The sequence below is a fragment of the Streptomyces sp. NPDC026092 genome, assembly GCF_040638605.1.
GTDB lineage: Bacteria > Actinomycetota > Actinomycetes > Streptomycetales > Streptomycetaceae > Streptomyces.
The window spans coordinates 206,780-229,113 of record NZ_JBEZYN010000014.1 but is presented as its reverse complement, the minus strand read 5'-3'; the positions used below and the strand labels follow the sequence as shown (position 1 = coordinate 229,113).

Genomic DNA, 22,334 nt, shown 5'->3' with positions numbered 1-22,334 from the left:
TCAGTTCCCGTACGCCTTGGCCGCCTCGGCCTCCAGGGCCGCCGCGGTCGCCTTCGGGTTCGACGGGTCCCGCAGGAAGTCCTGGAGCAGCTTCCACTCGCCGGCGCCCTTGGTGCCGCCGAAGGCCGCGGGGGCCTGGTCGGACATGTCGAAGCGGACCGAGTCGCCCGCGGCGACGAGCGAGGCCGCGGTGGCCCGCGTGGTCGGGTCGCCGTACGCGTCGGGATCGACGTTCTTGTTCGGGGAGAGGAAGCCGCCGGCGCCGGCCCACACCTCGGCCGCCTCCGGGGTGGCGAGGAACTCGAGGAGCTTCATGCCGGCGTCGGCGTTCTTGGCGTCCTTGAGGACCACCGCCGCGTCGCCGCCGCTGACCACGGGCGCGGTGCCCGCGCCGACCGCCGGGAACGGGAAGAACTTGGCGTCCTCGCCGGGCTTCTTGCCGAACTCGTCCTTGGCGACGCCGCCGACGAAGTCGCCTTCGTAGACCATGCCGGCCTCGGGCTGCGGACCGAAGACCTTCTCCACGGAGCCCGGGAAGTCGGTCTGCAGGGCCCCCTGGGCTCCGCCGGCCACGAGCTGCTTGTCCTTGAAGACCTCGGCGAGCGTCGTGAGGGCCGCGACGACGCTCTCGTCCGTCCACTTGATCTTGTGCTGGGCGAGCTGGTCGTACTTCTCCGGTCCTGCCTGGGAGAGGTAGACGTTCTCGAACCAGTCGGTGAGCGTCCAGCCGTCCTCGCCGGCGACCGCGAAGGCGGGCCGGCCGGAGTCGGCGAGGGTCCGTCCCGCGGTGAGGAGCTCGGCCCAGGTCTTCGGCTCGTTCACGCCGGCCTGGGAGAGCGCCTCGGGGGCGTACCAGATGGTGGATTTGTGGGCGGCCTTGAAGTAGAGCCCGTAGTACTTCCCGTCGACCGTGCCGTAGTTCTTCCAGACGGGGGCGAGGCCCGCGGTGGCGGTGTCCGTGGTCTTCGGGGACAGGGGCGTGAGCCAGCCCTCCTTGGCGAACTGCTGGAGCACGCCGACCTGCGGGACGAGCACGACGTCGGGGGCGTTGCCGCCCTCGATCTTGCTGCCCACGAAGGTGGAGACGTTGTCGCCGGAGGGGACGAAGACGGTCTTGGCGCCGGTCTTGGCGCTGAACGCGTCGAGCACCTTCTTGAAGTTCTTCTGCTCGCTGCCGGTCCAGACTCCGGCGACGGTGACCGTCTTGCCGTCGAGTTCGCCGCCGCCGGAGGCGGGTTCGGCGTTCCCGCCACAGGCGGTGGCGGTGAGGGCCAGGGCCAGCACCGTGGAGGCGGTGGCGGTGGTACGGAGGGCTATGGCGGCGGATCGTCTCATGACGGTCCTTCCTTCCTTGGGGAGAGGGGCGGAGCAGGTCAGGAGGTGGGGGTGTCGACGGACCACCAGGCGGCGGTCGCGCCGGGGAGTTCACCGGGCGGGCAGGGTCCGCTCGCGAGGAGCGGCGCACCGGGCACGGGGGCGGGGACGGTCTCGGAACCGAAGTTCACGGCGCAGACCAGACCGTCCCCGCGGGCCATGGCGAGGACCTGGGGCGGCGCCTCCAGCCAGCGCAGCTCCCCCTCGCCCAACTGGGGCAGTCCGCGCCGCAGTTGGAGCCCGTCACGGTAGAGGTGCCAGAACGAGCGGGTGTCGGCGAGGGCGCGGTCGGTGGCGTACTCGGCGAACCACTCCGGCTGCGGCAGCCAGGGGCGCACATCGGCCGCGCCTTCGCTGAACCCGAACGGGGACGCCTGCCCCGACCAGGGCAGGGGGACGCGGCAGCCGTCCCGGATCCGCGCGCGACTGCCCGTGCGGTGGAAGATCGGGTCGGTCAGGACGTCGTCGGGCAGGTCGAGCACCTCGGGCAGTCCGAGCTCCTCACCCTGGTAGACGTACGCGGCGCCCGGCAGCGCCAGCATGAGGAGCGCGGCCGCGCGGGCCCGCGCGGAGCCCACGTGCTCGGCGCCGGGGCCGCCCGCGTACCGGGTGACGGTGCGGACCTGGTCGTGGTTGTTGAGGACCCAGGTGACCGTGGAGCCCGTACCGGCGATGTCGCGGAGGGCCTCGTCGATGACGGCCCGGAAGGCGTTGGCGTCCCAGGGGGCGCTGAGCAGGTCGAAGAAGAACGCCTGGTGCAGCTCGTCCTCCCGTACGTAGAGGGCGTGTTCGCGCGCGGTCGGCACGGACACCTCGCCCACGAGGAGCCGCTCGATGCCGTCGCGCGCGGTGTACTCCTCGCACACGGACCGCCAGCGGCGCCACACGTCGTGGACCTCGGGCTGGTTCCAGGCCAGCGGGTTGACCGAGTCGCGGGTGCGCTCGTCGGCCGTCGGGTCGTCGGAGTCCGGGAGCTCGGGGTGCTTGAAGAGGCCGGCGGCCACGTCGATGCGGAAGCCGTCCACGCCGCGGTCCAGCCAGAAGCGCAGTACCTGCTCGAAGTGGTCGCCCACGCGGGGGTCGCGCCAGTTGAGGTCCGGCTGTTCCGGGGTGAAGAGGTGGAGGTACCACTCGCCGGGGGTGCCGTCCGGTTCGGTGACGCGGCTCCAGGCGGGGCCGCCGAACATGGCGTGCCAGTTGTTCGGCGGCAGGTCGCCGTTCGGGCCGCGGCCCGGGGCGAAGTGGAACCGTGACCGGGCCCGGCTCCCCGGTCCGTCGGCCAGCGCCTTCCGGAACCAGCGGTGCTCGGTGGAGCAGTGGTTGGGGACGATGTCGATCAGCAGTTTGAGCCCGAGCCGGTGGGCCTGGGTCACCACGCGCTCGAACTCGGCAAGGTCGCCGTACACGGGGTCGACGTCCTGGTAGTCCGCGACGTCGTACCCGTGGTCGTGCTGGGGCGAGGGGTAGAACGGGCTCAGCCAGACGCCGTCGACGCCGAGCTTCCGCAGGTACGGAAGTCCGGCGCGGACGCCGGCGAGGTCTCCGACGCCGTCCCCCGTGCTGTCGAGGAAGCTGCGGACGTAGACCTGGTAGATCACCGCGTCCCGCCACCAGGGGGTGGCTGCGGAGCGGGGGTGGGAAGAGCGGCCGGCATCGGCCGCAAGAGTGCTGAGCATCTCGCGTCGACCTGTCTGCAGTGAAGGCGAGAGCACCCGATCGGGCCTCTGCTATGCATTCATGTTAAGTATCAGTGACGGCGCGATGTCAACGACGCTGCAGAACTTGCTTGTCGAAATGCGTTTTTGGGCAGGCTGTTTGAACCATGAGGTAGGACAAAGGGGAAGGCCACTACCCAACAAGCAGGTAGTGGCCCAGGGAGGAGCGTAGGGGGCGGCGCGGGAACCTCACGAGCCGCCCGAGATGGCACCCAGCTCGCGCGTCAGTCGCCGCACGGCTTCCTCGGGGGTCTCGCGGAGCGCCAGCACGTCCTGGCCGACCGCCTGGACGACCAGGCTGACCTGGCCGTACCGCGCGCTCTTGGGGCGGGGCACGGCCGCGAGCACGCTCTGCCGGAGGATCGGGAGGTACGGATGGGAGGCGACGAGGGCCGGGTCGTCGTAGAGCGAAGCCCGCACCGGTGGCAGCGCGCCCCGCGTGAGCACCTGGCGCTGCACCCGCTCGCTCGTCATGTACGCGAGGAAGTCGGCGGCCGTGGCGGCGCTCTTCGAACGGGCGGAGACGGCGAGGTTCGATCCGCCGAGCACGCTCGAACCCGGCCCGTCGAGACCGGGCAGCGGCACGGCGCCGAAGCGCCCGGCGACCTTCGATCCGGGGCCGTTGGCGTCGGAGTACACGTACGGCCAGTTCCGCAGGAAGAGCAGCCGGCCCTCCTCGAAGGCGGCCCGGGACTCCTCCTCCTTGTACCGCAGGGCCTCGGCGGGGATCCAGCCCTCGCGCAGCCCGTCCGCGAGGAACGCGAGCCCCGCCCGCGCCGCGTCCGAGTCGACCGCGACCCGAGTGCCGTCGTCGCGCAGGACGGTCCCGCCCGCCGACTGGATCGCCTCGGTCACGTTCACCGTCAGGCCCTCGTAGGGCAGGAACTGCCCCGCGTACCCCTCCAGGCCGTGCCGCGGCGCGAGCGTGCGGGCCTGGCGGGCGATCTCGGCCCAGGTCGTCGGCGGCTTCTCGCCGGCCGCGTCCAGAATGTCCTTGCGGTAGTACAGCAGCCCGGCATTGGTCACGTACGGGACGGCGTAGAGCCGCCCTTCGAAGGTGGCGGTGTCGACCACGGGACGCAGGAAGGCGTCCAGCTCGAACCGGTCGCGGTCCAGCGGGCTGATCAGACCGGCAGCGGCGAACTCCGAGGTCCAGGCCACGTCGAGGTTGAGCACGTCGAACCGGCTGCTGCCGGAGCGCAGTTCGCTGAGCATCTGCGCCCGCGTCTCGTCCGCCGAGTCCGGCAGCTCGACGAGGGTGACCCGCTCGCCCGGATGCTCCCGGTTCCAGTCGGCGACCAGGGGTCCGAGGTAAGTGGTGAGGTCGCCCGCCGTGACGAACGTCAGCGGGCCCCGGCCGCCGGCCGCCGGCTCACCGGCACCCTGCGCGACACCGGTGTACCCGGCCAGCACGATCGCCGCCGCGAGAATCCCCCTCCGTACGGCTCGCATCCACCGCATGGGCTCCTCCTGCACGTGGTCCCGGACGCGACGGGGACCATCGTGGCATATGTCGAGCCGGGGGAATCGGGGATACTGGGCCCCCAGATCACTTGGCCGTCGCCCGATCCACCGGTCACAGCTCCGCCATCGGGTGCCGGAACGACACAGAAGGGGGAGCGTGTGCGGCAGCAGTTGCTGGCACTCCTCACCCGGGGTCCTGCCCACGGTTACGAGCTCAAGCAGGGCCTTGAACAACTCCTCGGCTCCGCATACCCTCAGCCGAACGTCGGCCAGGTCTACGTGACCCTCGGGCGGCTGGAGAAGAGCGGTCTGATCAAGGGTGAGGATGTCGAACAGTCCGGTCGCCCCAACAAGCGGACGTACGAGCTGACGGACGCGGGACGCGACGCCGTCTCCGCGTGGTTCGAGGAGACCGCCGACGAGCCGAGGGTCCGCGACGAGTTCTTCATGAAGCTCGCGCTGGCTCCGTTGTCGGGGCTCGCCGACCCGATCACCTTGATCAACAAGCAGCGGCGCCAACACCTGAACACCATGCGCACCCTCTCCAAGCTCGCCGCGACCGAGGACCGCGGCAACAAGATCGCCCAACTCCTGATCGAGGGAGCCATGCTGCACCTGCAGGCCGACCTCGACTGGCTGGAGCGCTGTCAGGAGGAGCTGGAATGACCGGAGGTCCCGTCGCGGCGCCCCCACAGGAGACGATCGTCCACGCCGAGGGTCTGACCAAGACCCATCACGGCGACAGCGCCCCTGTCCAGGCGGTACGAGGCGTGGACCTGACCGTGCGGCCGGGTGAGTTCGTCGCGATCACCGGCCCGTCCGGGGCCGGGAAGTCCACCCTGCTGCACCTCGTCGGCGGCCTCGAACGGCCCGACAGCGGGCGCCTGTGGCTGGACGGAGAGCAGGTCGACGGCTACTCCGAGGCCCGCTGGGCGATGCTGCGGCGCCGCCACATCGGCATCGTCTTCCAGTTCTTCAACCTGGTCTCCAACCTCACCGTCGCCGACAACATCGAACTGCCGGCGCTCCTCGCCGGGGTCTCGCCCAAGTCGGCACGCAAGAGCAGAGCGGAACTCCTCGAAGAGCTGGGGCTCGAAGGCCGCGAACGGTCGATGCCGGGAGAGCTCTCCGGCGGCGAACAGCAGCGGGTCGCGCTCGCCCGCGCCCTGGTCAACAACCCCGCGCTGCTGCTCGCCGACGAGCCCGCGGGAAGCCTCGACAGCAAGGGCACCCGCGACGTCGCGCGGCTGCTCTCCCGCTTCCACGCGCGCGGCCAGAGCATCCTCATGGTCACCCACGACGCCCGGATGGCCAGCGCCGCCGACCGGGTCATCAGCTTCTTCGACGGCCAGGTCGCCGACGACGCGGCCCTCGGCGACGGCGGCACCGCACGGCCGGGAGTCTCCGGCGTGCTCGAACTGCGAGACTGAGGCGGTGCGTCGTGCGGGCCATTCTGCGGTGGGCTCACTCCGACCTGCGCGCCCATCGCGGCGAGGCCCTGTTCGCGGTCCTCGCCAGCGCCGGCGTGATCGCCTCGCTCCTGCTGTCCGGGGCGCTCCTCAGCTACGCCGTCAACCCCTGGCAGCGGGTCTTCAACCAGTCCGAGGGCGCGCACATCTGGCTGCACACCCGGGGTGACCTCGACGCCTCCTCGGTCGCCTCGCTCGCCTCCCTCGACGAGGTCGCCGGGGTGTCCGGCCCCTTCCGTACGACCGAGACCACCGTCGAGGTGGCGGGCGCGCGGGCACGGGTCGTCCTGCGGGGCGCGGGCCCCCAGGCGCCCACCGTGGCCCGCCCCCTCATCACCGAGGGCGGCTGGCTGGAGTCGGCGCCCACCGGCGCCGGCCCGGGCGAGATCGTCCTGGAGAGCGGGCTCGCGCGGGCCCTGTGGGCCGATCCCGGCGAGACGGTGACGGTCACCGGCGCGGACGGCGCACCGCTCGCCCTGCGCATCGCGGGTATCGCGGAGAGCGCCGAACCTCTCTACCGGGCCGGCCAGGGAGCGGGCGTGGCCTGGGTGCTGCCGGGGGCGCTCGACCGGGTGGCCTCGGCCGGTACGAGTACGGGTACGGGTACGGGTACGGGTCAGGCGGCCTCGACCTCGGCCGGTAGGGGTACAGGGACGGGTCAGGCGGCCTCGACCTCGGCCGGTACGGGACAGAGTGTCGGGCTGCGGCTCAAGGACCCCGACGACACCGACTACGTCGTCCAGCGAGCCGTGACCCTGCTGGGCGCGCACCGGGTCGACCGGGTGACGAACTGGCAGGAGGCCAAGGCCGATGTGGGCGGCGACGACCGGATGCTCGGCCAGATGTTCGCCGCCTTCGGCCTGGCCGCCCTCTTCGCGGCGGCGGTCGCCGTCTCCGGCGCGGTCAGGGCGCGCGTACGGAGCCAGCTGAAGGACATCGCCGTCCTGAAGGCCATCGGCTTCACCCCGGGCCAGGTGACGCGCGGGTTCCTCGTCCAGCACCTGGGCTTCGCGGTCCTCGGCGCCGGGCTCGGCACGGTCGCGACCCTGACGCTCGGCCGCTGGATACCGGGCCGGATCGGCGAGGCCGTGGTCCTCTGGCCCGAGCTGCCCGGACACCGGGCGATCGTGGCAGGACTGCCCGTCGCCGCCGTCCTCCTCATCGGCACGGCCACCGGGCTCGCCGCCTGGCGGGCCGGCCGCGTCCCGCCCGTCCCCGCCGCCAGGTCGGCGCTCCTCACCGCCGCCCCACTCACCCGCCTCGGCCGCCGCGCCATCGCCCTGCGCCTGTCGCCGGCCCTGGTCCTCGGCTGGCGCTCCGCGTTCTCCGGCCGCGGCCGCAGCCTGGTGCCGATATCCCGGCTCGCGCTCCCCGTGGCCCTGATGACCGTGGCCCTCGTCGCCTGGTCGACCCTGGACCAGTTCGGCAGCGACCCCGCCCGGATGGGCCGCGCCGCCGCCCTGACCGTACGCGCCGAGAAGCCGGGTCCGGCCGACGATCCGGCTCTCGCACGGGCCCTCGCCCAGGTCCCGGGCGTCGAAGACAGCTTCCCGGGCGCGGAGTTCGTCGCGCTCGTCCCCGGCCAGACCGGGACGATCACCCTGCGCGGCCTGGGCAGCCAGGAGCGACCGTACCCGCACAGCGTCGTCGAGGGCCGGGCGCCGTCCGGCCCGGACGAGGCGGTCGCCGGGCAGGGGCTGCTCGACCTCCTCGGCGTCCGGGTCGGGGAGTGGGTCCGGATGACGGTCGAGGGCCGCCCGCAGATCCTGCACGTCGTGGGCCGCAGCGTCGAACCCGAGCAGGGCGGCCGCGTGATCTCCACCTCGCTCGACAGCCTCAGGGAGGGCGACCCGGCGATGCAGGCGCGCTTCCACGCCCTCGTCCTGAGCCCGGGTGCCGACCCGAGGGAGGTGGCGGCCGCCGTCTCCGGAACCGTCGACGGCGCCCTGGAGATACGGGAGACCCCCACCCCCGCGGATCGCCTCGACACCCCGCGCGGAGTCATCGCGGCGCTCATCGCCGTCCTCGGTTTCATCGCTCTCGTCGAGCTGCTCACGCTGATCAGTTCCGGCGTACGGGCCCGGATCCGCGACCTCCTCGCGATGAAGGCCATCGGCCTCACCCCCCGCCAGATCGGCGCCGTCATCGTCACGGCGGCGGCGCTCACCACCCTGGTCGCGGCCCTTCTGGGCACGATCGTCGGAGCGGCGCTCGGGAGGTGGCTCGTCGACGCGGAGGGCCGCTCCAGCGGCATCGGCTCGGGCATCGCCCACGTCCCCTCGCCGGTCGTCCTGGCGACCCTGGTCGCCGCGGCGACGGCGGTCGGCGCGGCCGCCGCCCTGGCGCCCGCCGTGAAGACGGCCCGCCGCCGCCTCATCGACTCGGCGAGCGAGACGCTGTAGGGGACTCACTCCACGCGCGGCAGCTCCAGGACGAAGGCGGTGGCGCCCGGCTGGCTGCGCAGGGTCAGGGTCCCGCCATGCGCGGTCACCAGGGAGCGGGCCACCGCGAGGCCGAGGCCGCTGCCGCCGTTGTCGCGGCTGCGGGCCTTGTCGACGCGGTAGAAGCGGTCGAAGATCCGGCCGTGGTCGGCGACCGGTATGCCGGGCCCCGTGTCGGCCACGACCACCCGGAGGACCTCCGCCGTCACGTCCACCGTCACCGACACGGACGTCCCCTCCGTTGTGTGGACGGCCGCGTTGGTGAGCAGGTTGTCGAGGACCTGGCGGATGCGGACCGGGTCGAGGCTCAGGGGCAACGGCCCGGACCCGGCGTCGAGGGTGAGCGGATGGCCGGGGTGGGCGGCCCGGAAGGCGTCGGCGGCCTGCCGGACGAGGTCCGCCAGATCGTACGGTTCAAGCCGCAGCGGCGTGTCCACCTCGGCGGCGTCGAGCCGGGCGAGCAGCAGCAGGTCGTCGAGGAGGACGCCCATGCGGGCGGCCTCGGAGCGGAGCCGGGCGAGGTGCCGGTCGCGCTCCTCGGGGACGTTGGCGGCGGCGTACTGGAACAGGTCCGCGTAGCCGCGCACCGACATCAGCGGGGTGCGCAGTTCGTGCGAGGCGTCGGCGACGAAGAGGCGCAGCCGCTGCTCGGCCTCGGCGCGCACGGCGAGCGAGTCGTCGATGTGCTCCAGCATCGTGTTGAAGGCGGTCCGCAACTCCTCGACCTCGGGTCCGCCGCCGGCGCGGTCGGCGCGCAGCGGCAGCCGGGCCGCCGATTCGCTGAGGTCGTGCGAGGCGATGCCGTGGGCGGTGTGCGCCATGTCGCTGAGGGGTTTCAGGCCGCGGCGCAGCAGGATCCGCCCGAAGACGACGAGGGCGAGCAGGGCGACCGTGAACGCGATCACCTGGACCGTGATCAGCTGCTCCATGGTGTCCTCGATCTCCGCCATCGGGGCGGCGCTGACCAGGACGACTCCGGGCACGACCTCGCAGGCCCGCAGCCGGTAGGCGCCCTTCCCGTCGACGTACGTGGTGCTCGTCATGTCACCGGTGGCGTCGGCGCGCGCCTGGGCGAGGGCGGTGAACCCCGCGGTGTCGTCGGGCACGTCGGCGGGCCTGCGCAGCGCGGCCGTACCGTCGCTGACGTCGTACACGGCCGTGTACCAGCCGTAGTACGGCTGTCGCTTGACCGTGCCGTGCTGGGCGGCGTCCTTGGCCTGGACGTTCTGCACCAGCTTCAGCTGGGCGACCTGCTGGTGGCCGAGGTAGTCGCGCATGTACGCGGTCAGGCTCGTGCCGACGACGGCGAACGCCACGAGCGACAGCACGCCGAGGCCGAGCGCGAGCCGGGTTCCGAGGCGGAGTCGGCGGTACGTGTCGCGCAGCCGCGGCCTGCTCATGCGGCGGCCTCCCGCACCACGTAGCCGAAGCCGCGCACGGTGTGGATCAGGGGGCTGCCGGTGGCGTCGAGCTTGCGGCGCAGCCGGCTGACGACCAGCTCGACGACGTTCGAGCGGCCACCGAAGCCGTACTCCCACACGTGGTCGAGGATCTGCGCCTTGGTGAGCACGGTCGGGGACTTGCGCATGAGGTAGCGCAGCACCTCGTACTCGGTCGGGGTGAGCGTCAACCGGTCGTCCCCGCGCCGTACTTCACGTGTGTCCTCGTCCATCGTCAGATCGGCGACGCGCAGGACGGACCGCTCGTATTCCGGCCCGGAACTGCGCCGCAGCACGGTGCGCAGCCGGGCCATCAACTCCTCCACGGCGAACGGCTTGACCAGGTAGTCGTCGCCGCCGCGGGTCAGTCCCGCGACCCGGTCGGCGACGGTGTCGCGCGCGGTGAGGAAGACCACGGGCACCATCGTCCCGGCCGCGCGCAGCCCGTCGAGCACGCCGAAGCCGTCGATGTCGGGCAGCATCAGGTCCAGGACGACGATGTCGGGGGCGAAGTCGGCGGCAAGGCGCAGCGCGTCCCGGCCCGAGTTGGCCGTGGCGGCGTCCCAGCCCTCGTAGCGGGCGACCGTCGCGACGAGGTCGGCGATCGGCGGATCGTCTTCCACCACCAGCACACGTATCTTCTCCACCCGCCCATCTTGCGCCACGCGCGCGGCGGCGCAACCCCCGTCGATCAGGGCCGGGGCACTTCGATACGGAGTTGAAAGTCTCCTGACAGGGGATCGACAGGTACCTGCGGCCAAGCTCTCTCCAACGGGTCGACCGACGCGACCCGCTCGACCGACACAAGCCGTTCGGCCAACTCGACGCACTCGATACCGGAGGTTCCGGCCCGTGACCGCTGCTGTCCCCGCGACGTCCGCGCCGCCGTCCCCGACGCCGGCCCCGCCCGATCCCCGCTCCGGCCCGCGCCCCCGGGTGGTGGCCCGCACCGGCCTGTACGCCCTGCTCGCCGCGAACGCGGCGGTCGTCGCGTACTTCTTCTCCCAGGCGGGCTTCGCGTCCAACGCGCTGATCGTCCTCGGCCGCCTCTTCGGCCTCTACGGCGCCCTGTTCATGGCCTTCCAGCTGCTGCTGGTCGCCCGGCTGCCGTGGTTCGACCGCCGCATCGGCATGGACCGGCTCACGTCCTGGCACCGCGTGACCGGCTTCGGGCTGCTGTGGACGCTGGTCGGACACGGCGTCTTCATCGCCTTCGGCTACGCCGAGTCGTCCTCGCTCGGCCCGGTCGACCAGCTGATCGACCTCGCCGAGACCACCGAGGGCGTGCTCCGCGCGATCGTCGCGATGGTCCTCATCCTGGTCGTCGGCGGGGCCTCGGCCCGCTGGGCGCGGCGCCGACTCGCGTACGAGACCTGGCACTTCATCCACGTGTACACCTATGTCGCGGTGGTCCTCGCCTTCACGCACCAGGTAGCGGCCGGCACCACGTTCACGACCTCACCGGCGGCCACCGCGTACTGGTACGGCCTGTGGGGCTGCGCGCTCGGCGCCGTGTTCGTCGGCCGCGTCGCCCTTCCGCTGCGGCGGAACCTGCGGCACAAGCTGCGGGTGTCGGCGGTCGTGCCCGAGTCCGACCACGTCGTCTCCGTCTACCTGACGGGCCGCGACCTGGACCGGCTCCCCGCCCGCGCCGGCCAGTTCTTCCTGTGGCGGTTCCTGACGAAGGACCGCTGGTGGCAGGCGAACCCGTACTCCCTGTCGGCCGCCCCCGACGGCACCCACCTGCGGCTGACCGTGAAGGCGTCCGGCGCGGGCTCCGCCTCCCTGCGCCACCTTCAGCCGGGCACCCGGGTCTTCGCCGAGGGCCCCTACGGCGCCTTCACCACCCTCCACCGCACCCGCCCGGACGCCCTGCTGATCGCGGGCGGAGTCGGCATCACCCCGATCCGCGCGCTCCTGGAGGAGCTGCACGGCCACGCCGTGCTCGTCTACCGCGTCTCCGCCCCGCAGGACGCGGTCCTCTACGGCGAACTGCGGGAGCTGGCCGCCGCCAAGGGCGCGGAGCTGCATCTGATCAGTGGCCCGCCGACCCCCGACCCGCTGGCGCCGGACGCGCTGTCCGCACTCGTCCCCGACCTCGCCGAGCGCGACGTCTACGTCTGCGGCCCGCCCGGCATGACCGGCGCCGTGCTGCGCAGCCTGCGCACCCTGGGCGTACCCAAGCGGCAGGTCCACTTCGAACGCTTCAGCCTGGCCGGCTGACCGGCGACACAGCAGACACAGAGGAACCTCACGTGAAACGAGCACTCCCCGCCCTGGTCCTGTCCGTCGCGGCCCTGATCCCGGTCTGGTTGTACACACCGGGGATCGCCACCACCTCCGAGCAGCCGCCCCCCACCCCGGCGGAGGCACTCCCCGCACCCACCCCCTCCTCGACCTCGACCACTCCCCCGAAGTCCTCGCCGACGGCGCCCTCCACCACTCAGGTGATAGCCGGTTCGACGGTCCCGACCGAGAAGGGCGAGGTCCAGGTCGAGGTGACGCTGACGGCAGGCCGGATCACCGCGGTACGCGCCCTCAAAGCGCCCCCGCACCCGCAGACCACGTCGGCTCTGCCGAAGCTGGTCGAGTCGACCCTGGAAGCGCAGAGCGCCGACATCGACGCGGTCACGGGGGCGACGATCACCAGCGACGGCTACAAGGAATCCCTCCAGGCCGCCCTCGACCGGAAGAGCGCCTGACGTGAACCGGGTCGAGCACGTCATGGGCCTGCCGGTCTCCCTGCGCGTCGACGACGCGTACGTCCCCGAGGGGGCCGCGGACGCGGTCTTCGCGTGGCTGCGCGAAGTCGACGCACGGTTCAGCCCGTTCAAGCCGGACAGCGAGGTGTCCCGCCTGGACCGGGGCGAGCTGAGCACCGCCGAGATCAGCCCGGACCTCGCCCATGTCCTGGAGCTGTCGGAGCAGTACCGCAAGGAGAGCGGTGGCGCCTTCGACGTACGGATCCCGGGCCGGGGGCTCGACCCGTGCGCCGTCGTCAAGGGCTGGTCGGTGCAGCGCGCCGCCGAGCTGCTGTCGGCGGCCGGGGTACGGCGGTTCTGCCTGAACGCCGGCGGCGACGTGGTCGCGGCCGGCGGCCCCTGGCGGGTGGGCATACGCCACCCCGAGCAGGCCGACCGGCTCTGCGCGGTCCTGGACCTGACCGACGCGGCGGTCGCCACTTCCGGCCACTACGAACGCGGCGCCCACATCCTCGACGCCCGCATCGGCCGCCCCGCCACCGGCCTCCTCTCCCTCACCGTCGTCGCCCCCACCCTCACGGAGGCGGACGCGACGGCGACGGCGGCGTTCGCCCTCGGCACGGACGGCATCGCCTGGGCCGCGGCCCGCCCCCACTGCGAGGTCTTCGCCGTCGACACGACGGGCAAGGTCGTGCGTACACCGGGGCTGCCCACTGCACGCGCCGATGGGCTTACGGCGGTCAGGAGTTGACGGTGGGCTCGTTCGCGGCCGGCGGCAGCTCGGTGAGGAAGGCGCGGATCTCGTCGGCCTCGGGGACGGCGAGGGCGGTGTAGAGGTCGAGGGCCTGTCGGGCGTGGTCGTGGGCGAGGTCGATGTGGCCGAGGTCGCGGTGGACGTGGGCCAGGCCGTCGTGGGCGCGGGCCTGCTCGGGGCGGTAGCTGAACTCGCGGGCGAGGGTCAAGGCGGTGTCGTGTTCGGCGGCGGCCGTGGTGAGGTCGCCCATGGAACGGGCGGCTTCCGCGAGGGCGTTGAGCGACTCGGCCTCGTCCCCGGGGAAGTCGAACTTCCGGCTGAGCTCCAGGGCCTGGTGGTGATGGCGCCGGGCCTCGTCGTGGCGGCCCTGTCGTCGGTACAGCAGGCCGATGTTGTTCTGCACGACGGTCTCGCCGATGCGGGATCCCACCTCGCGGTACGCGTCCAGCGACTGCCGATGGTGCTCGTGGGCTTCCTCGTAGGCTCCTCGGCGTCCGTGGACGATGCCGAGGTCGGTCAGGCACCTGGCCTGGCCCACGCGGTCGCCGAGCTCCCGGAAGAGCCCGAGGGCCTGCGCGCTGTGGTCGTGGGCCTGGTCGAATTCTCGCCGCCGCCTGGAGACGTTGCCGAGGGCGTGCAGTGCGGCGGCCGCGGTGCCCTGGTCGCCGGTCTCGCGCGCGAGGTCCAGGGCGTTCCGGTAGTGCTCGGCCGCCTGCTCGTAGGCGCCGTGCCACCAGAAGTGCACCTGGCCGAGATCGATGAGCGTACGGGCTTCGGCGGCTTTGTCGCCGCTCCGGCGGGCGGCTCGCAGTGCCAGGTCGCCGAGGGCGAGCGCGTCGGCCTGGTGGGCGTGGCCGAGCAGGTAGCGGTGCAGGGTGGCGGCCAGTTGGCCGGCGTGCGGGAGCCGGTCGTGCTCGGCCGCGTAGTGGCCGGTCGCCAGGAGGTTCGCGCGTTCGGTGTTCAGCCAGGTGATCGCCTCGGCCTCGTCCCGCGGGAGCCAGGTCGGGGTGTCCGGGGCGGGGATGCGTGGCCTGCGGTTCTTGCCCTCGGGGTAGAGGTGGTCGATGGCCGCGCTCGCGGTGTGGAGATAGTGGCGGAACAGCCGGCCGAGGGCCTCGCTCCGGTCGTCGGCGGACTCCTGGGCGGCGGCGGTGGCAAGGGCGTGCTCGCGCAGCAGGTCGTGGAAGGTGTAGCGGCCCAGCTGATGCTGGGTCAGGACGTGGGCGTCCAGGAGGTCTTCGAGGAGCATCTCGGCATCGTCCAGCGGGAGGTCGGCCAGCGCGGAGGCCGCCTCGGGGCTGATGTCACGACCCGGCTGGAGCCCCAGGAGCCGGAACATGCGCTGCTGATCCGGAGTCAGCTGCTCGTACGACAGCGTGAACGCGGCCGCCACTCCTCGCTCCGACGTGGCCAGTTCGGAGAGCCTGCGGCGCTGGTCGCGGAGCCGGTCGGCCAGGTACGCGACGGTCCAGCGGGGCCGGTGGTGCAGGCGGGCGGCGGCGATGCGGACGGCCAGCGGCAGGAATCCGCACAACTGCAGGACATCGAGGACGGCGAGGGGTTCGGCGACCGCCCGTTCGCCGACGATCGCCGTGAACAGCTCCACGGCGTCCGCGGCGGGCAGTACGTCCAGGGACAGGGCGTGGGCCCCGTCCAGGTCGGTCAGCCGGCGACGGCTGGTGATCAGGACGAGGGCTCGGGAGGTTCCGGGCAACAACGGGCGTACCTGGTCGGCGCCGAGGGCGTTGTCGAGCACGGCGAGGACGCGTCGGCCGGCGAGTTCGGACCGCCACAGCGCGGCGCGATCGGCGACCGACGCGGGTATCTGCTGGGCGGGCAGGCCGAGTTGCCCCAGGAGGAGTTCGAGCGCGGCACCGGCGTCGAGCGGCGCCTGGCCCGCGGTGTGCGCCTGCAGGTCGACGAAGAGCTGTCCGTCCGGGAACTGTTCCGCGAGGCGGTGCCCCAGGTGGACCGCGAGCGTCGTCTTGCCGACCCCGGCCATCCCGTCGATGGCCGAGATCGTCACGACGCCGCCGTTGTTGCCCGACCACAGGCGGATCAGCCCGTCGAGCTCGCCTTCGCGTCCGGTGAAGTCCGGGACGTCGTACGGCAGGAAGTTGATCCCCTGCGGCTTCGCCGGCGGCGGCTCGGTGACCGGCGGCCGTAGATCGGGGGCGTCCCGGAGGATGTCCTGTTCGAGCTTGCTGAACGCGTGGCCGGGGTCGAGGCCCTGCTGTTCGGCGAGGGTGGCCCGGAAGGTTCTCGCCGCCTCCAGCGCGTCGGTCTGGCGTCCGGCGCGGTGGAGGGCGAGCATCAGCTGGCAGCAGAGCCGTTCCCGCAAGGGGTGGGCCGCCGTGTGGACGGACAGTTCGTCGATGAGGTCCTCGTGCCGGCCCCTGGCCAGTTCCAGCTCGGCCAGGCGCTCGACGGCGGTCAGCCGCTGCCCGGTCAGACGCGCTCGGGCGCCCTCGGCGTAGTGGGCGGTGATGCCGGCCAGCGGCTCGCCCTGCCACAGGGCCAGCGCGGCACGTATCTGGTCCGCGAAGTCCGCGGAGTCGGCGGAGTCCGCCATGTCCCCAGCGCCCCCCGGGGCGTCGGAGCCGGCCGGGGCCTTGGCGACCAGGCCGGTGAACTCGTCCAGATCGAGCTGCCCCGGCTCGGGAGTGATCACGTACCCGGCGGGCCGCGTGGCCAGCATCCCGTCGGCTCCCGAAGCGCGCAGCATCCGCCGGATCGCCGCGATCGTGGTCTGGATCTGCGCGCGGGCGGAGTCCGGCGGCAGCGGCCCCCACATGGCGTCGATCAGGCGATCCGTACTGATCACGACCCCGGCATGCAGCAGCAGATAGGCGAGCACGGCGCGATGCCGGGGCGCCAGGCCGGGCGCGTCCGAACCGGGTGCCACGGCCTCCACCGGGCCGAGGATCGTGAACCGCATGCCGTCACTCCAGGGGTCGCCGGCTCGTGCATCGAGGAAGCATCGGGAATGTATCAAGATCGACCTGCATGGTTACCGGCATGTCACTCCACACCGTCGAACCGGAGATCGCGACCGGTGAGTCCGCGGCTCTGTTCACCGCCACCCACCAGGCCCTGGGGGTCGTCCCCAACCTGGCCAGGGTGATGGCCAACAGCCCGGCCGTACTGAAGGGGTACGTGGACCTCCTCACCACCCTGAACACGGAGGGGACCCTGTCGGCGGCCGTGCGCGAGAGCATCGCGCTGCTGGTGGCGCAGGAGAACGGCTCCGACTACTGCCTGTCCGTGCACGCGTTCCGCGGGACCAGGACGGCCGGGCTGAGTACGACGGAGGCCACCCTGGCGCGCCGGGGCAAGGCCGACGACCCCTGGGCCGCCGCCGTCCTGGACCTGGCCGCCGTGGTGGTCCGTGACCGCGGAACCGTCGCCGACGAGCAGCTGGCCGCGGCCCGCCGCGCGGGCCTGTCGGACGGGCAGATCGTCGAGGTCGTCGCCCATGTCGCGCTCAACGTGTTCACCAACTACCTCGCGGCGGCCGCCCGTGTCGCCATCGACTGGCCGCTCGTACGCCACACCGACTGAAGGAACCATCACCTTGCTCACATCGATACAGATCAACCAGCTCCACGGCGTTTCGGCCGCCGAGGCTCACGCCTGGCACCAGGTCGTCGTGGCCTCGATGGCCCACGACCTGCCCGGAGTGCCGACCCCCGACCCCGGACAGATCCACGCCCAGCTCACCGGGCCCGCCCTGGGCAGCCACCGGCTGACCTGGCTGGCCACGGGCGCGGACGGCACCACGGTCGGCGTCGCCGCCCTGCGGGTGTTCACCTCGCCCGGCCAGGAGCACCTGGCCGAACTGGAACTCCACGTCGACCCCGCACACCGCCGCCTGGGAACGGGCTCCCTCCTGCTGGAGGCGGTCGTGGCGGCCTGCCGCACCGAGAACCGGCGCAGCCTGATCACGACGGCCCCGGCCGACGGCCCGGGCGAAGCCTTCGGCGCACGGCGGGGCTTCCGCCGCGCCCTGACCCTGAACCACCTCATGCTGCGCCTCGACGAGCCGGCCCGGGCCGAACTGCTCCGGTACGCCGATGCCGAGCACCCCGGCTACCGGCTGACCTGCTGGACCGGGACGGTTCCCGACGGCCTCGCCGACGCCTTCGCCGCGGCCAAGAACGCCATGAACGACATGCCCGTCGGTGACCTGGACTACGGCAGCGTGGCCTGGGACGCGGACCGCGTCCGCGCCATGGCCAAGGTGGTCGCCGACCGCGGGGACACGCTGCTGACCCTCGCGGCCGTCCACGACGACGGCACCATGGCCGGCTACACCGAGATCCTGCTCCCGCAGGGCGCCGGGCCGCGCGCCCAGCAGTACGACACGGCGGTGGTTCCCGAACACCGCGGCCACGGGCTCGGGTTGTGGGTCAAGGCCGCCATGGTGCGCCGGCTGGGCGCCGAGCACCCCGACGTCGTCGAGATCGAGACGGACAACGCCGACGACAACGTCCACATGCTGGCGGTCAACGACCGGCTGGGGTTCCGTGCCTACCGCCGTACGCGCGAGTTCCAGCTCGACGTGCCCACGACCTGATCCGTATCAACCTCCACCTCCTCATCCACCTGGAAGCGAGAAGCACTTGCGCAAGCTGATCTACTACATCTCCGCCACCCTGGACGGCTTCATCGCAGGACCCGAGGGCCAGTACGACTTCCTCCCCTTCGACGGGGAGGAAGCGGAGGCGATCCTGACGGACTTCCCCGAGACCATGCCCACACCCGCACGTGCGCCGTTCGGCGTCGCCGACCGGGCCGCCCAGCGGTTCGACACCGTCATCATGGGCCGCGCGACCTACGACCCGGGCCTGAAGGCCGGGCTCACCAGCCCGTACGCCCACCTGACGCAGTACGTCGTCTCCCGCACGCTCGTCAGCCCCGATCCGGCGGTGACCGTCGTCGACGACCCGGTCCCGCTCGTCCGAGAGCTCAAGGAGCAGGACAGCGGCCTGGACATCTGGCTGTGCGGCGGCGGCAAGCTGGCGGCCGTCCTGCGCGACGAGATCGACGAACTGATCATCAAGCGCCACCCGATCTTCCTCGGCTCCGGCATCCCCCTGTTCGACGGCCCGTTCACTCCGACGAGGTTCGCGCCGGTCGGCACGCGATCCTTCAACTCCGGGTTCTCCCTCACTCACTTCGCGAAGGTGCAGTCATGAACGTCTCCTCCTCCACCCTCTCCCTGACCGTCGCCGACGTGGACGCCTCCCGCGCGTTCCTGTGCACCCACCTCGGCTACGAAGTGGCCATGGCCGACGACGGATTCGCGTCCCTGACCCGCGGGGACGCCGCCGTCGATGTCGTCCTGCTCCGCGCGGGTACGGAGGTCCTCCCGCCCGAGCAGCGCGACCAGCGCGCGGCCGGTCTGATCCTGGCGCTCACCGTCACCGACCTCGCGGCGGAGGAGGCCCGGCTGCGCGCGGCGGGCGCCCCCATCACCATGCCGCTGCGTGAAGAGCCGTGGGGCGAGCGGCTGTTCCAGATGACCGACCCGAACGGTGTCGTCGTCCAGCTCGTCGAATGGGCGGCGTGACCACGGGGCCGCAGCCACAGAATCCACGGAATCCGAGTAAGAAACCACAGAAGCAGGAGATTCACGAAGTGCGAGTGCTGTTGTCGACGTATGGGTCGCGTGGGGACGTCGAGCCGCTGGTGGGGCTCGCGGTGCGGTTGCGGGAGCTCGGTGCGGAGGTGCGGGTGTGCGCGCCGCCGGACGAGGACTTCACGGAGCGGCTCGCCGGGGTGGGCGTGTCCGTGGTGGGTGTCGGGCAGTCGGCGCGCGCGCTGACGACCGCGGCTCCGCCGCCGTCGAAGGCCAATCTGCCGCAGCGCGCGGCTGAACTGATCGCCAGTCAGATGCGGGTGATGCCCGCGGCGGCCGAGGGGTGCGACGTTCTGATGGCGACGGGCGCGATGCCGGCCATCGCCGGGGCGCGGTCGGTGGCCGAGAAGCTGGGCATCGGCTATGTGTCCGCGATCTTCCAGCAGTTGACGCTGCCGTCGCCGCACCGCCCGCCGCTTGCCTACCCCGGGCGGCCGTTCCCGCCGGAGGTGACCGACAACCGGGCCCTGTGGGAGCTGGACGCGCAGAGCATCGACGCGCTGTTCGGTGAGGCGCTGAACACCAACCGGGCGTCGATCGGCCTGCCCCCGGTGCGCAACGTCCGCGACTACGGCTTCGGCGACCGGCCGTGGCTGGCGACGGACCCGGTGCTCGACCCGTGGGTGGAGACGCCGGACCTCGACGTCGTACAGACCGGCGCGTGGACGCTGCCCGACGAGCGGCCGCTCCCGGCGGACCTGGTGGCCTTCCTGGAGGCCGGCGCGCCGCCGGTGTACGTCGGGTTCGGCAGCATGGCCGTACGTGCGGGTGAGGAGGCGGCCCGGGTGGCCATCGAGGCGGTCCGCGCGCAGGGCCGCCGGGTGCTCGTCGGGCGCGGCTGGGCGGAACTGGGCCTGATCGACGACCGGGACGACTGCTTCGCCGTCGGCGAGGTCAACCACCAGCGGTTGTTCGGCCGTGTGGCCGCCGTCGTGCACCACGGCGGTGCGGGTACGACGACGACGGCCGCCCGGGCGGGCGCTCCGCAGGTGGTGGTGCCCCAGCTGGCGGACCAGCCGTACTGGGCCGCCCGCGTGGCCGACCTGGGCATCGGCGCGGCACACGACGGCCCGACCCCGACGTTCGAGTCCTTGTCGGCGGCGCTGAGGACGGCCCTGGACCCAGAGACAGAGGCACGGGCGAAGGCCGTGGCCGCCAGGGTCCACACCGACGGTGCGATGCGGGCGGCAAGGCTGCTCCTCGACACCGCCGGCTGAAGAACTCCCCCCCCCCACTACGGAAAGAATGGAGAAACACGATATGCGTGTGCTGTTGATGGCGTACGGATCCCGCGGCGACATCGCGCCGCTGGCGGGGTTGGCGGCGCAGTTGCGGACCCTCGGCGCGGAGGTGCGCGTGTGCGCGCCGCCGGACGAGGAGTTCGCGGAGCTGCTTGCCGGTGTCGGCGCGGAGCTGGTGCCCTTCGGGCGGGACGTACGGGCGCTGCGGACGGGGGCTCCGCCGTCGGACGCGGCCGCGTTCGCGGCCGAGCTGGTCGCCGCGCACTTCGACACGGTCGGCACGGCGGCCGAGGGGTGTGACGTGCTGGTGGCGAGCGGTCTGATGCCGGCCGGCGCGCGCTCGGTGGCCGAGAGGCTGGGCATCCGGTACGTGTACGTGGGCTTCCACCCGTTCGAGATGCCCTCCGCGCACTACCTCCCTTCAGGGCGGCCCGGCCCGCCGCCTCCTGCCGACATGACGGACAACCAGGCCCTGTGGGACTTCGACGCCCAGAAGGTCGACGCCCTCTACCTCCAACCCCTCAACGCCCACCGCGCGGCGATCGGCCTCGCACCCGTGGACAACGTCCGCGACCACGTCTTCACCGAACGGCCGTGGCTGGCGGTCGACCCGGTCCTCGGCCCGTGGCAGCACCTGACCAACCTCGACCCCGTGCAGACCGGCGCGTGGATCCTGCCCGACGAACGCCCCCTGCCCGCCGACCTGGAGGCGTTCCTGGACGCCGGCACGCCACCGGTGTACGTCGGCTTCGGCAGCATGCCCATGAGTACGGCGACGGACATCGCCCGGACCAGCGTCGAGGCGGCCCGCGCGCAGGGCCGACGCGTGCTCGTCTCCCGCGGCTGGGCAGACCTGGGTCTGGTGGACGACGCGGAGGACTGCTTCGCGGTCGGCGACGTCAACCACCAGGCCCTGTTCCGCCGGGTCGCCGCCGTCGTACACCACGGCGGCGCGGGCACGACGACCACGGCCGCCCGAGCGGGCGCACCGCAGGTGGTGGTCCCCCAGTTCGTGGACCAGCCGCACTGGGCCGCGCGCGTGGCCGAGTTGGGGATCGGCGCGGCGCACGACGGCCCGACCCCGACCTTCGAATCCCTGTCGGAGGCACTGAGGACGGCCCTGACCCCGGAGACGGAAGCGAGGGCGAAGGAAGTGGCAGCCACGCTCCGCACGGACGGGGCGGAGGTGGCCGCGAAGCTGCTCCTCGACACGGGCGGCCACGCCGCGATGAGCCGCGAACAGATCTCCATGATCGCCCACACCGACCACCCGATAAAGTCCCCGCTCGCCGACGACTCGGTCACCCGTCTGCTCGCACACGGCCTCCCTCGGGGCGACGAGCGCGTGCTCGACCTCGGCTGCGGGACTGCGGAATGGCTGCTGCGCGCCCTGAAGACCCACCCGCATGTACGAGCCGAAGGCGTCGACGTCTCCGAGCTCTCTCTGACCCAGGCCCGCGAGGCGGCGACCGATCGCGGAGTGGGCGACCGCCTGACCCTCCACCACCAAGAGGCGGCGGACTTCACGTCCACGCACCCGTACGACCTGGTGATCAGCGTCGGCGCGGCCCACGCCTTCGGCGGCCTCCTCCCCACCCTCGCGGCGGCCCGCGAGCACCTGGCCCCCGGCGGCCGCGTGCTGATCGGCGAGTCGTTCTGGGACCGCACCCCTTCGCCGGCGGCGGTCGAGATGTTCGGCGACCTCGCGGACCTGGCGACCACGATGGACCAGGTCGTCGCCGACGGCTGGGCCCCCGTCCACGGCCACGTCAGCACCCGCGCCGAACTGGACGCCTACGAGTGGTCCTGCTGGGGCTCCCTGGCCTCCTGGGCCCTGGACCACCCCACCGACCCGGCCGCCGCCCAGGCCCTGGAGACGGCGAACGCCCAGCGTTCGCAGTGGCTGCACGGCTACCGGGACAGCTTCGGCTTCCTCTGCCTGGTCCTGCGCCGGGCATAGGGGCGCGGGTCGGGCCGGGACACCAGCGTCGAGGATGCCCGCCCGGCGGGCCGGTCTCGGGGATCCTGACAGGGACCGAAGTCCGTTCCGCACCCCGGGAGGTGTGTCGTCGACAGATCCGCCTCCGCGCTGCT

Annotated in this window: 18 protein-coding genes and 1 pseudogene; 13 read left to right on the top strand and 6 right to left on the bottom strand. The window is 72.6% G+C overall.

Annotation, left to right across the window (positions count from 1 at the left end; all coding sequences use genetic code 11):
• The 3 genes from AB0F56_RS23450 to AB0F56_RS23440 form a co-directional block, all read right to left on the bottom strand.
• Positions 1-1,335, bottom strand: a complete 1,335-nt coding sequence (locus AB0F56_RS23450) for an ABC transporter substrate-binding protein (RefSeq protein WP_362012914.1) — start codon at positions 1,333-1,335, stop codon at positions 1-3.
• A gap of 38 nt (positions 1,336-1,373) precedes the next feature.
• On the bottom strand, positions 1,374-3,050 hold the full coding sequence (locus AB0F56_RS23445) for a glycoside hydrolase family 13 protein (protein ID WP_362012912.1): 1,677 nt from the start codon (positions 3,048-3,050) through the stop codon (positions 1,374-1,376).
• A gap of 228 nt (positions 3,051-3,278) precedes the next feature.
• Positions 3,279-4,550 carry an ABC transporter substrate-binding protein gene (locus tag AB0F56_RS23440; protein ID WP_362012910.1) on the bottom strand — a complete coding sequence of 424 codons (1,272 nt, stop codon included), beginning with the start codon at positions 4,548-4,550 and terminating at the stop codon, positions 3,279-3,281.
• A 162-nt stretch (positions 4,551-4,712) separates the two neighbouring features.
• On the opposite strand from AB0F56_RS23440, the gene AB0F56_RS23435 reads away from it, so the two are divergent.
• Genes AB0F56_RS23435 through AB0F56_RS23425 form a run of 3 tightly spaced genes read left to right on the top strand, consistent with a single transcriptional unit; the run spans position 4,713 to position 8,424 of the window.
• Positions 4,713-5,219 (top strand): PadR family transcriptional regulator, encoded by a 507-nt coding sequence (locus AB0F56_RS23435; protein WP_362012908.1) that lies wholly within the window; start codon positions 4,713-4,715, stop codon positions 5,217-5,219.
• Positions 5,216-5,983, top strand: a complete 768-nt coding sequence (locus AB0F56_RS23430; RefSeq protein ID WP_362012906.1) for an ABC transporter ATP-binding protein — start codon at positions 5,216-5,218, stop codon at positions 5,981-5,983. Before AB0F56_RS23435 ends, AB0F56_RS23430 begins: the two co-directional genes overlap by 4 nt.
• A gap of 11 nt (positions 5,984-5,994) precedes the next feature.
• On the top strand, positions 5,995-8,424 hold the full coding sequence (locus AB0F56_RS23425) for an FtsX-like permease family protein (protein WP_362012904.1): 2,430 nt from the start codon (positions 5,995-5,997) through the stop codon (positions 8,422-8,424).
• A 5-nt stretch (positions 8,425-8,429) separates the two neighbouring features.
• Here AB0F56_RS23425 and AB0F56_RS23420 read toward each other — a convergent pair whose 3' ends face one another.
• Together AB0F56_RS23420 and AB0F56_RS23415 are read right to left on the bottom strand one after the other, a co-directional pair.
• A complete protein-coding gene (locus AB0F56_RS23420) occupies positions 8,430-9,863 on the bottom strand; it encodes a HAMP domain-containing sensor histidine kinase (RefSeq protein ID WP_362012903.1) in 1,434 nt (477 codons plus the stop codon).
• Entirely contained in the window at positions 9,860-10,549 is a 690-nt protein-coding gene (locus tag AB0F56_RS23415; protein WP_362012901.1) for a response regulator transcription factor, read from the bottom strand. The genes AB0F56_RS23420 and AB0F56_RS23415 overlap by 4 nt, the downstream gene beginning before the upstream one ends.
• Positions 10,550-10,838: 289 nt before the next feature.
• Between AB0F56_RS23415 and AB0F56_RS23410 the strand changes: the two genes are divergently transcribed.
• The 3 genes from AB0F56_RS23410 to AB0F56_RS23400 are packed head-to-tail and all read left to right on the top strand — an operon-like array spanning position 10,839 to position 13,355.
• Positions 10,839-12,125 (top strand): ferredoxin reductase family protein, encoded by a 1,287-nt coding sequence (locus AB0F56_RS23410; protein ID WP_362012947.1) that lies wholly within the window; start codon positions 10,839-10,841, stop codon positions 12,123-12,125.
• 32 nt (positions 12,126-12,157) lie between these two features.
• Entirely contained in the window at positions 12,158-12,604 is a 447-nt protein-coding gene (locus AB0F56_RS23405; RefSeq protein ID WP_362012899.1) for an FMN-binding protein, read from the top strand.
• Position 12,605: 1 nt separating this feature from the next.
• The gene (locus AB0F56_RS23400; protein WP_362012897.1) at positions 12,606-13,355 is read left to right on the top strand and encodes an FAD:protein FMN transferase; all 750 of its coding nucleotides are present in this window, start codon (positions 12,606-12,608) and stop codon (positions 13,353-13,355) included.
• Here the strand turns inward: AB0F56_RS23400 and AB0F56_RS23395 are convergent.
• The gene (locus tag AB0F56_RS23395; RefSeq protein WP_362012895.1) at positions 13,345-16,296 is read right to left on the bottom strand and encodes a BTAD domain-containing putative transcriptional regulator; all 2,952 of its coding nucleotides are present in this window, start codon (positions 16,294-16,296) and stop codon (positions 13,345-13,347) included. The genes AB0F56_RS23400 and AB0F56_RS23395 overlap by 11 nt on opposite strands.
• Positions 16,297-16,376: 80 nt before the next feature.
• On the opposite strand from AB0F56_RS23395, the gene AB0F56_RS23390 reads away from it, so the two are divergent.
• The 7 genes and pseudogenes from AB0F56_RS23390 to AB0F56_RS23360 all read left to right on the top strand — a co-directional run bounded on the left by AB0F56_RS23390 (position 16,377) and on the right by AB0F56_RS23360 (position 22,200).
• Positions 16,377-16,919 (top strand): carboxymuconolactone decarboxylase family protein, encoded by a 543-nt coding sequence (locus AB0F56_RS23390; protein WP_362012893.1) that lies wholly within the window; start codon positions 16,377-16,379, stop codon positions 16,917-16,919.
• A 13-nt stretch (positions 16,920-16,932) separates the two neighbouring features.
• On the top strand, positions 16,933-17,934 hold the full coding sequence (locus AB0F56_RS23385; RefSeq protein WP_362012891.1) for a GNAT family N-acetyltransferase: 1,002 nt from the start codon (positions 16,933-16,935) through the stop codon (positions 17,932-17,934).
• A 46-nt stretch (positions 17,935-17,980) separates the two neighbouring features.
• Positions 17,981-18,556, top strand: coding sequence for a dihydrofolate reductase family protein (locus AB0F56_RS23380; RefSeq protein ID WP_362012889.1), 576 nt, complete (start codon positions 17,981-17,983; stop codon positions 18,554-18,556).
• Complete coding sequence (locus tag AB0F56_RS23375; RefSeq protein WP_362012888.1) at positions 18,553-18,930, top strand: VOC family protein; 378 nt, start codon at positions 18,553-18,555, stop codon at positions 18,928-18,930. Before AB0F56_RS23380 ends, AB0F56_RS23375 begins: the two co-directional genes overlap by 4 nt.
• 68 nt (positions 18,931-18,998) lie before the next feature.
• A complete protein-coding gene (locus AB0F56_RS23370) occupies positions 18,999-20,216 on the top strand; it encodes a glycosyltransferase (protein ID WP_362012887.1) in 1,218 nt (405 codons plus the stop codon).
• Positions 20,217-20,259: 43 nt separating this feature from the next.
• Positions 20,260-21,459 (top strand): annotated as a pseudogene (locus AB0F56_RS23365) (glycosyltransferase); the annotation flags it as partial.
• 9 nt (positions 21,460-21,468) lie between these two features.
• Complete coding sequence (locus tag AB0F56_RS23360) at positions 21,469-22,200, top strand: methyltransferase domain-containing protein (protein ID WP_362012945.1); 732 nt, start codon at positions 21,469-21,471, stop codon at positions 22,198-22,200.
• The last annotated feature ends 134 nt before the right edge of the window (positions 22,201-22,334 follow it).

Bases quoted from the DNA above. Each gene is read 5' to 3' on its own strand.
- AB0F56_RS23450 (WP_362012914.1), bottom strand. From the start codon at position 1,335: ATGAGACGATCCGCCGCCATAGCCCTCCGTACCACCGCCACCGCCTCC.
- AB0F56_RS23445 (WP_362012912.1), bottom strand. From the start codon at position 3,050: ATGCTCAGCACTCTTGCGGCCGATGCCGGCCGCTCTTCCCACCCCCGC.
- AB0F56_RS23440 (WP_362012910.1), bottom strand. From the start codon at position 4,550: ATGCGGTGGATGCGAGCCGTACGGAGGGGGATTCTCGCGGCGGCGATC.
- AB0F56_RS23430 (WP_362012906.1), top strand. From the start codon at position 5,216: ATGACCGGAGGTCCCGTCGCGGCGCCCCCACAGGAGACGATCGTCCAC.
- AB0F56_RS23420 (WP_362012903.1), bottom strand. From the start codon at position 9,863: ATGAGCAGGCCGCGGCTGCGCGACACGTACCGCCGACTCCGCCTCGGA.
- AB0F56_RS23395 (WP_362012895.1), bottom strand. From the start codon at position 16,296: ATGCGGTTCACGATCCTCGGCCCGGTGGAGGCCGTGGCACCCGGTTCG.
- AB0F56_RS23390 (WP_362012893.1), top strand. From the start codon at position 16,377: ATGTCACTCCACACCGTCGAACCGGAGATCGCGACCGGTGAGTCCGCG.
- AB0F56_RS23375 (WP_362012888.1), top strand. From the start codon at position 18,553: ATGAACGTCTCCTCCTCCACCCTCTCCCTGACCGTCGCCGACGTGGAC.
- AB0F56_RS23360 (WP_362012945.1), top strand. From the start codon at position 21,469: ATGAGCCGCGAACAGATCTCCATGATCGCCCACACCGACCACCCGATA.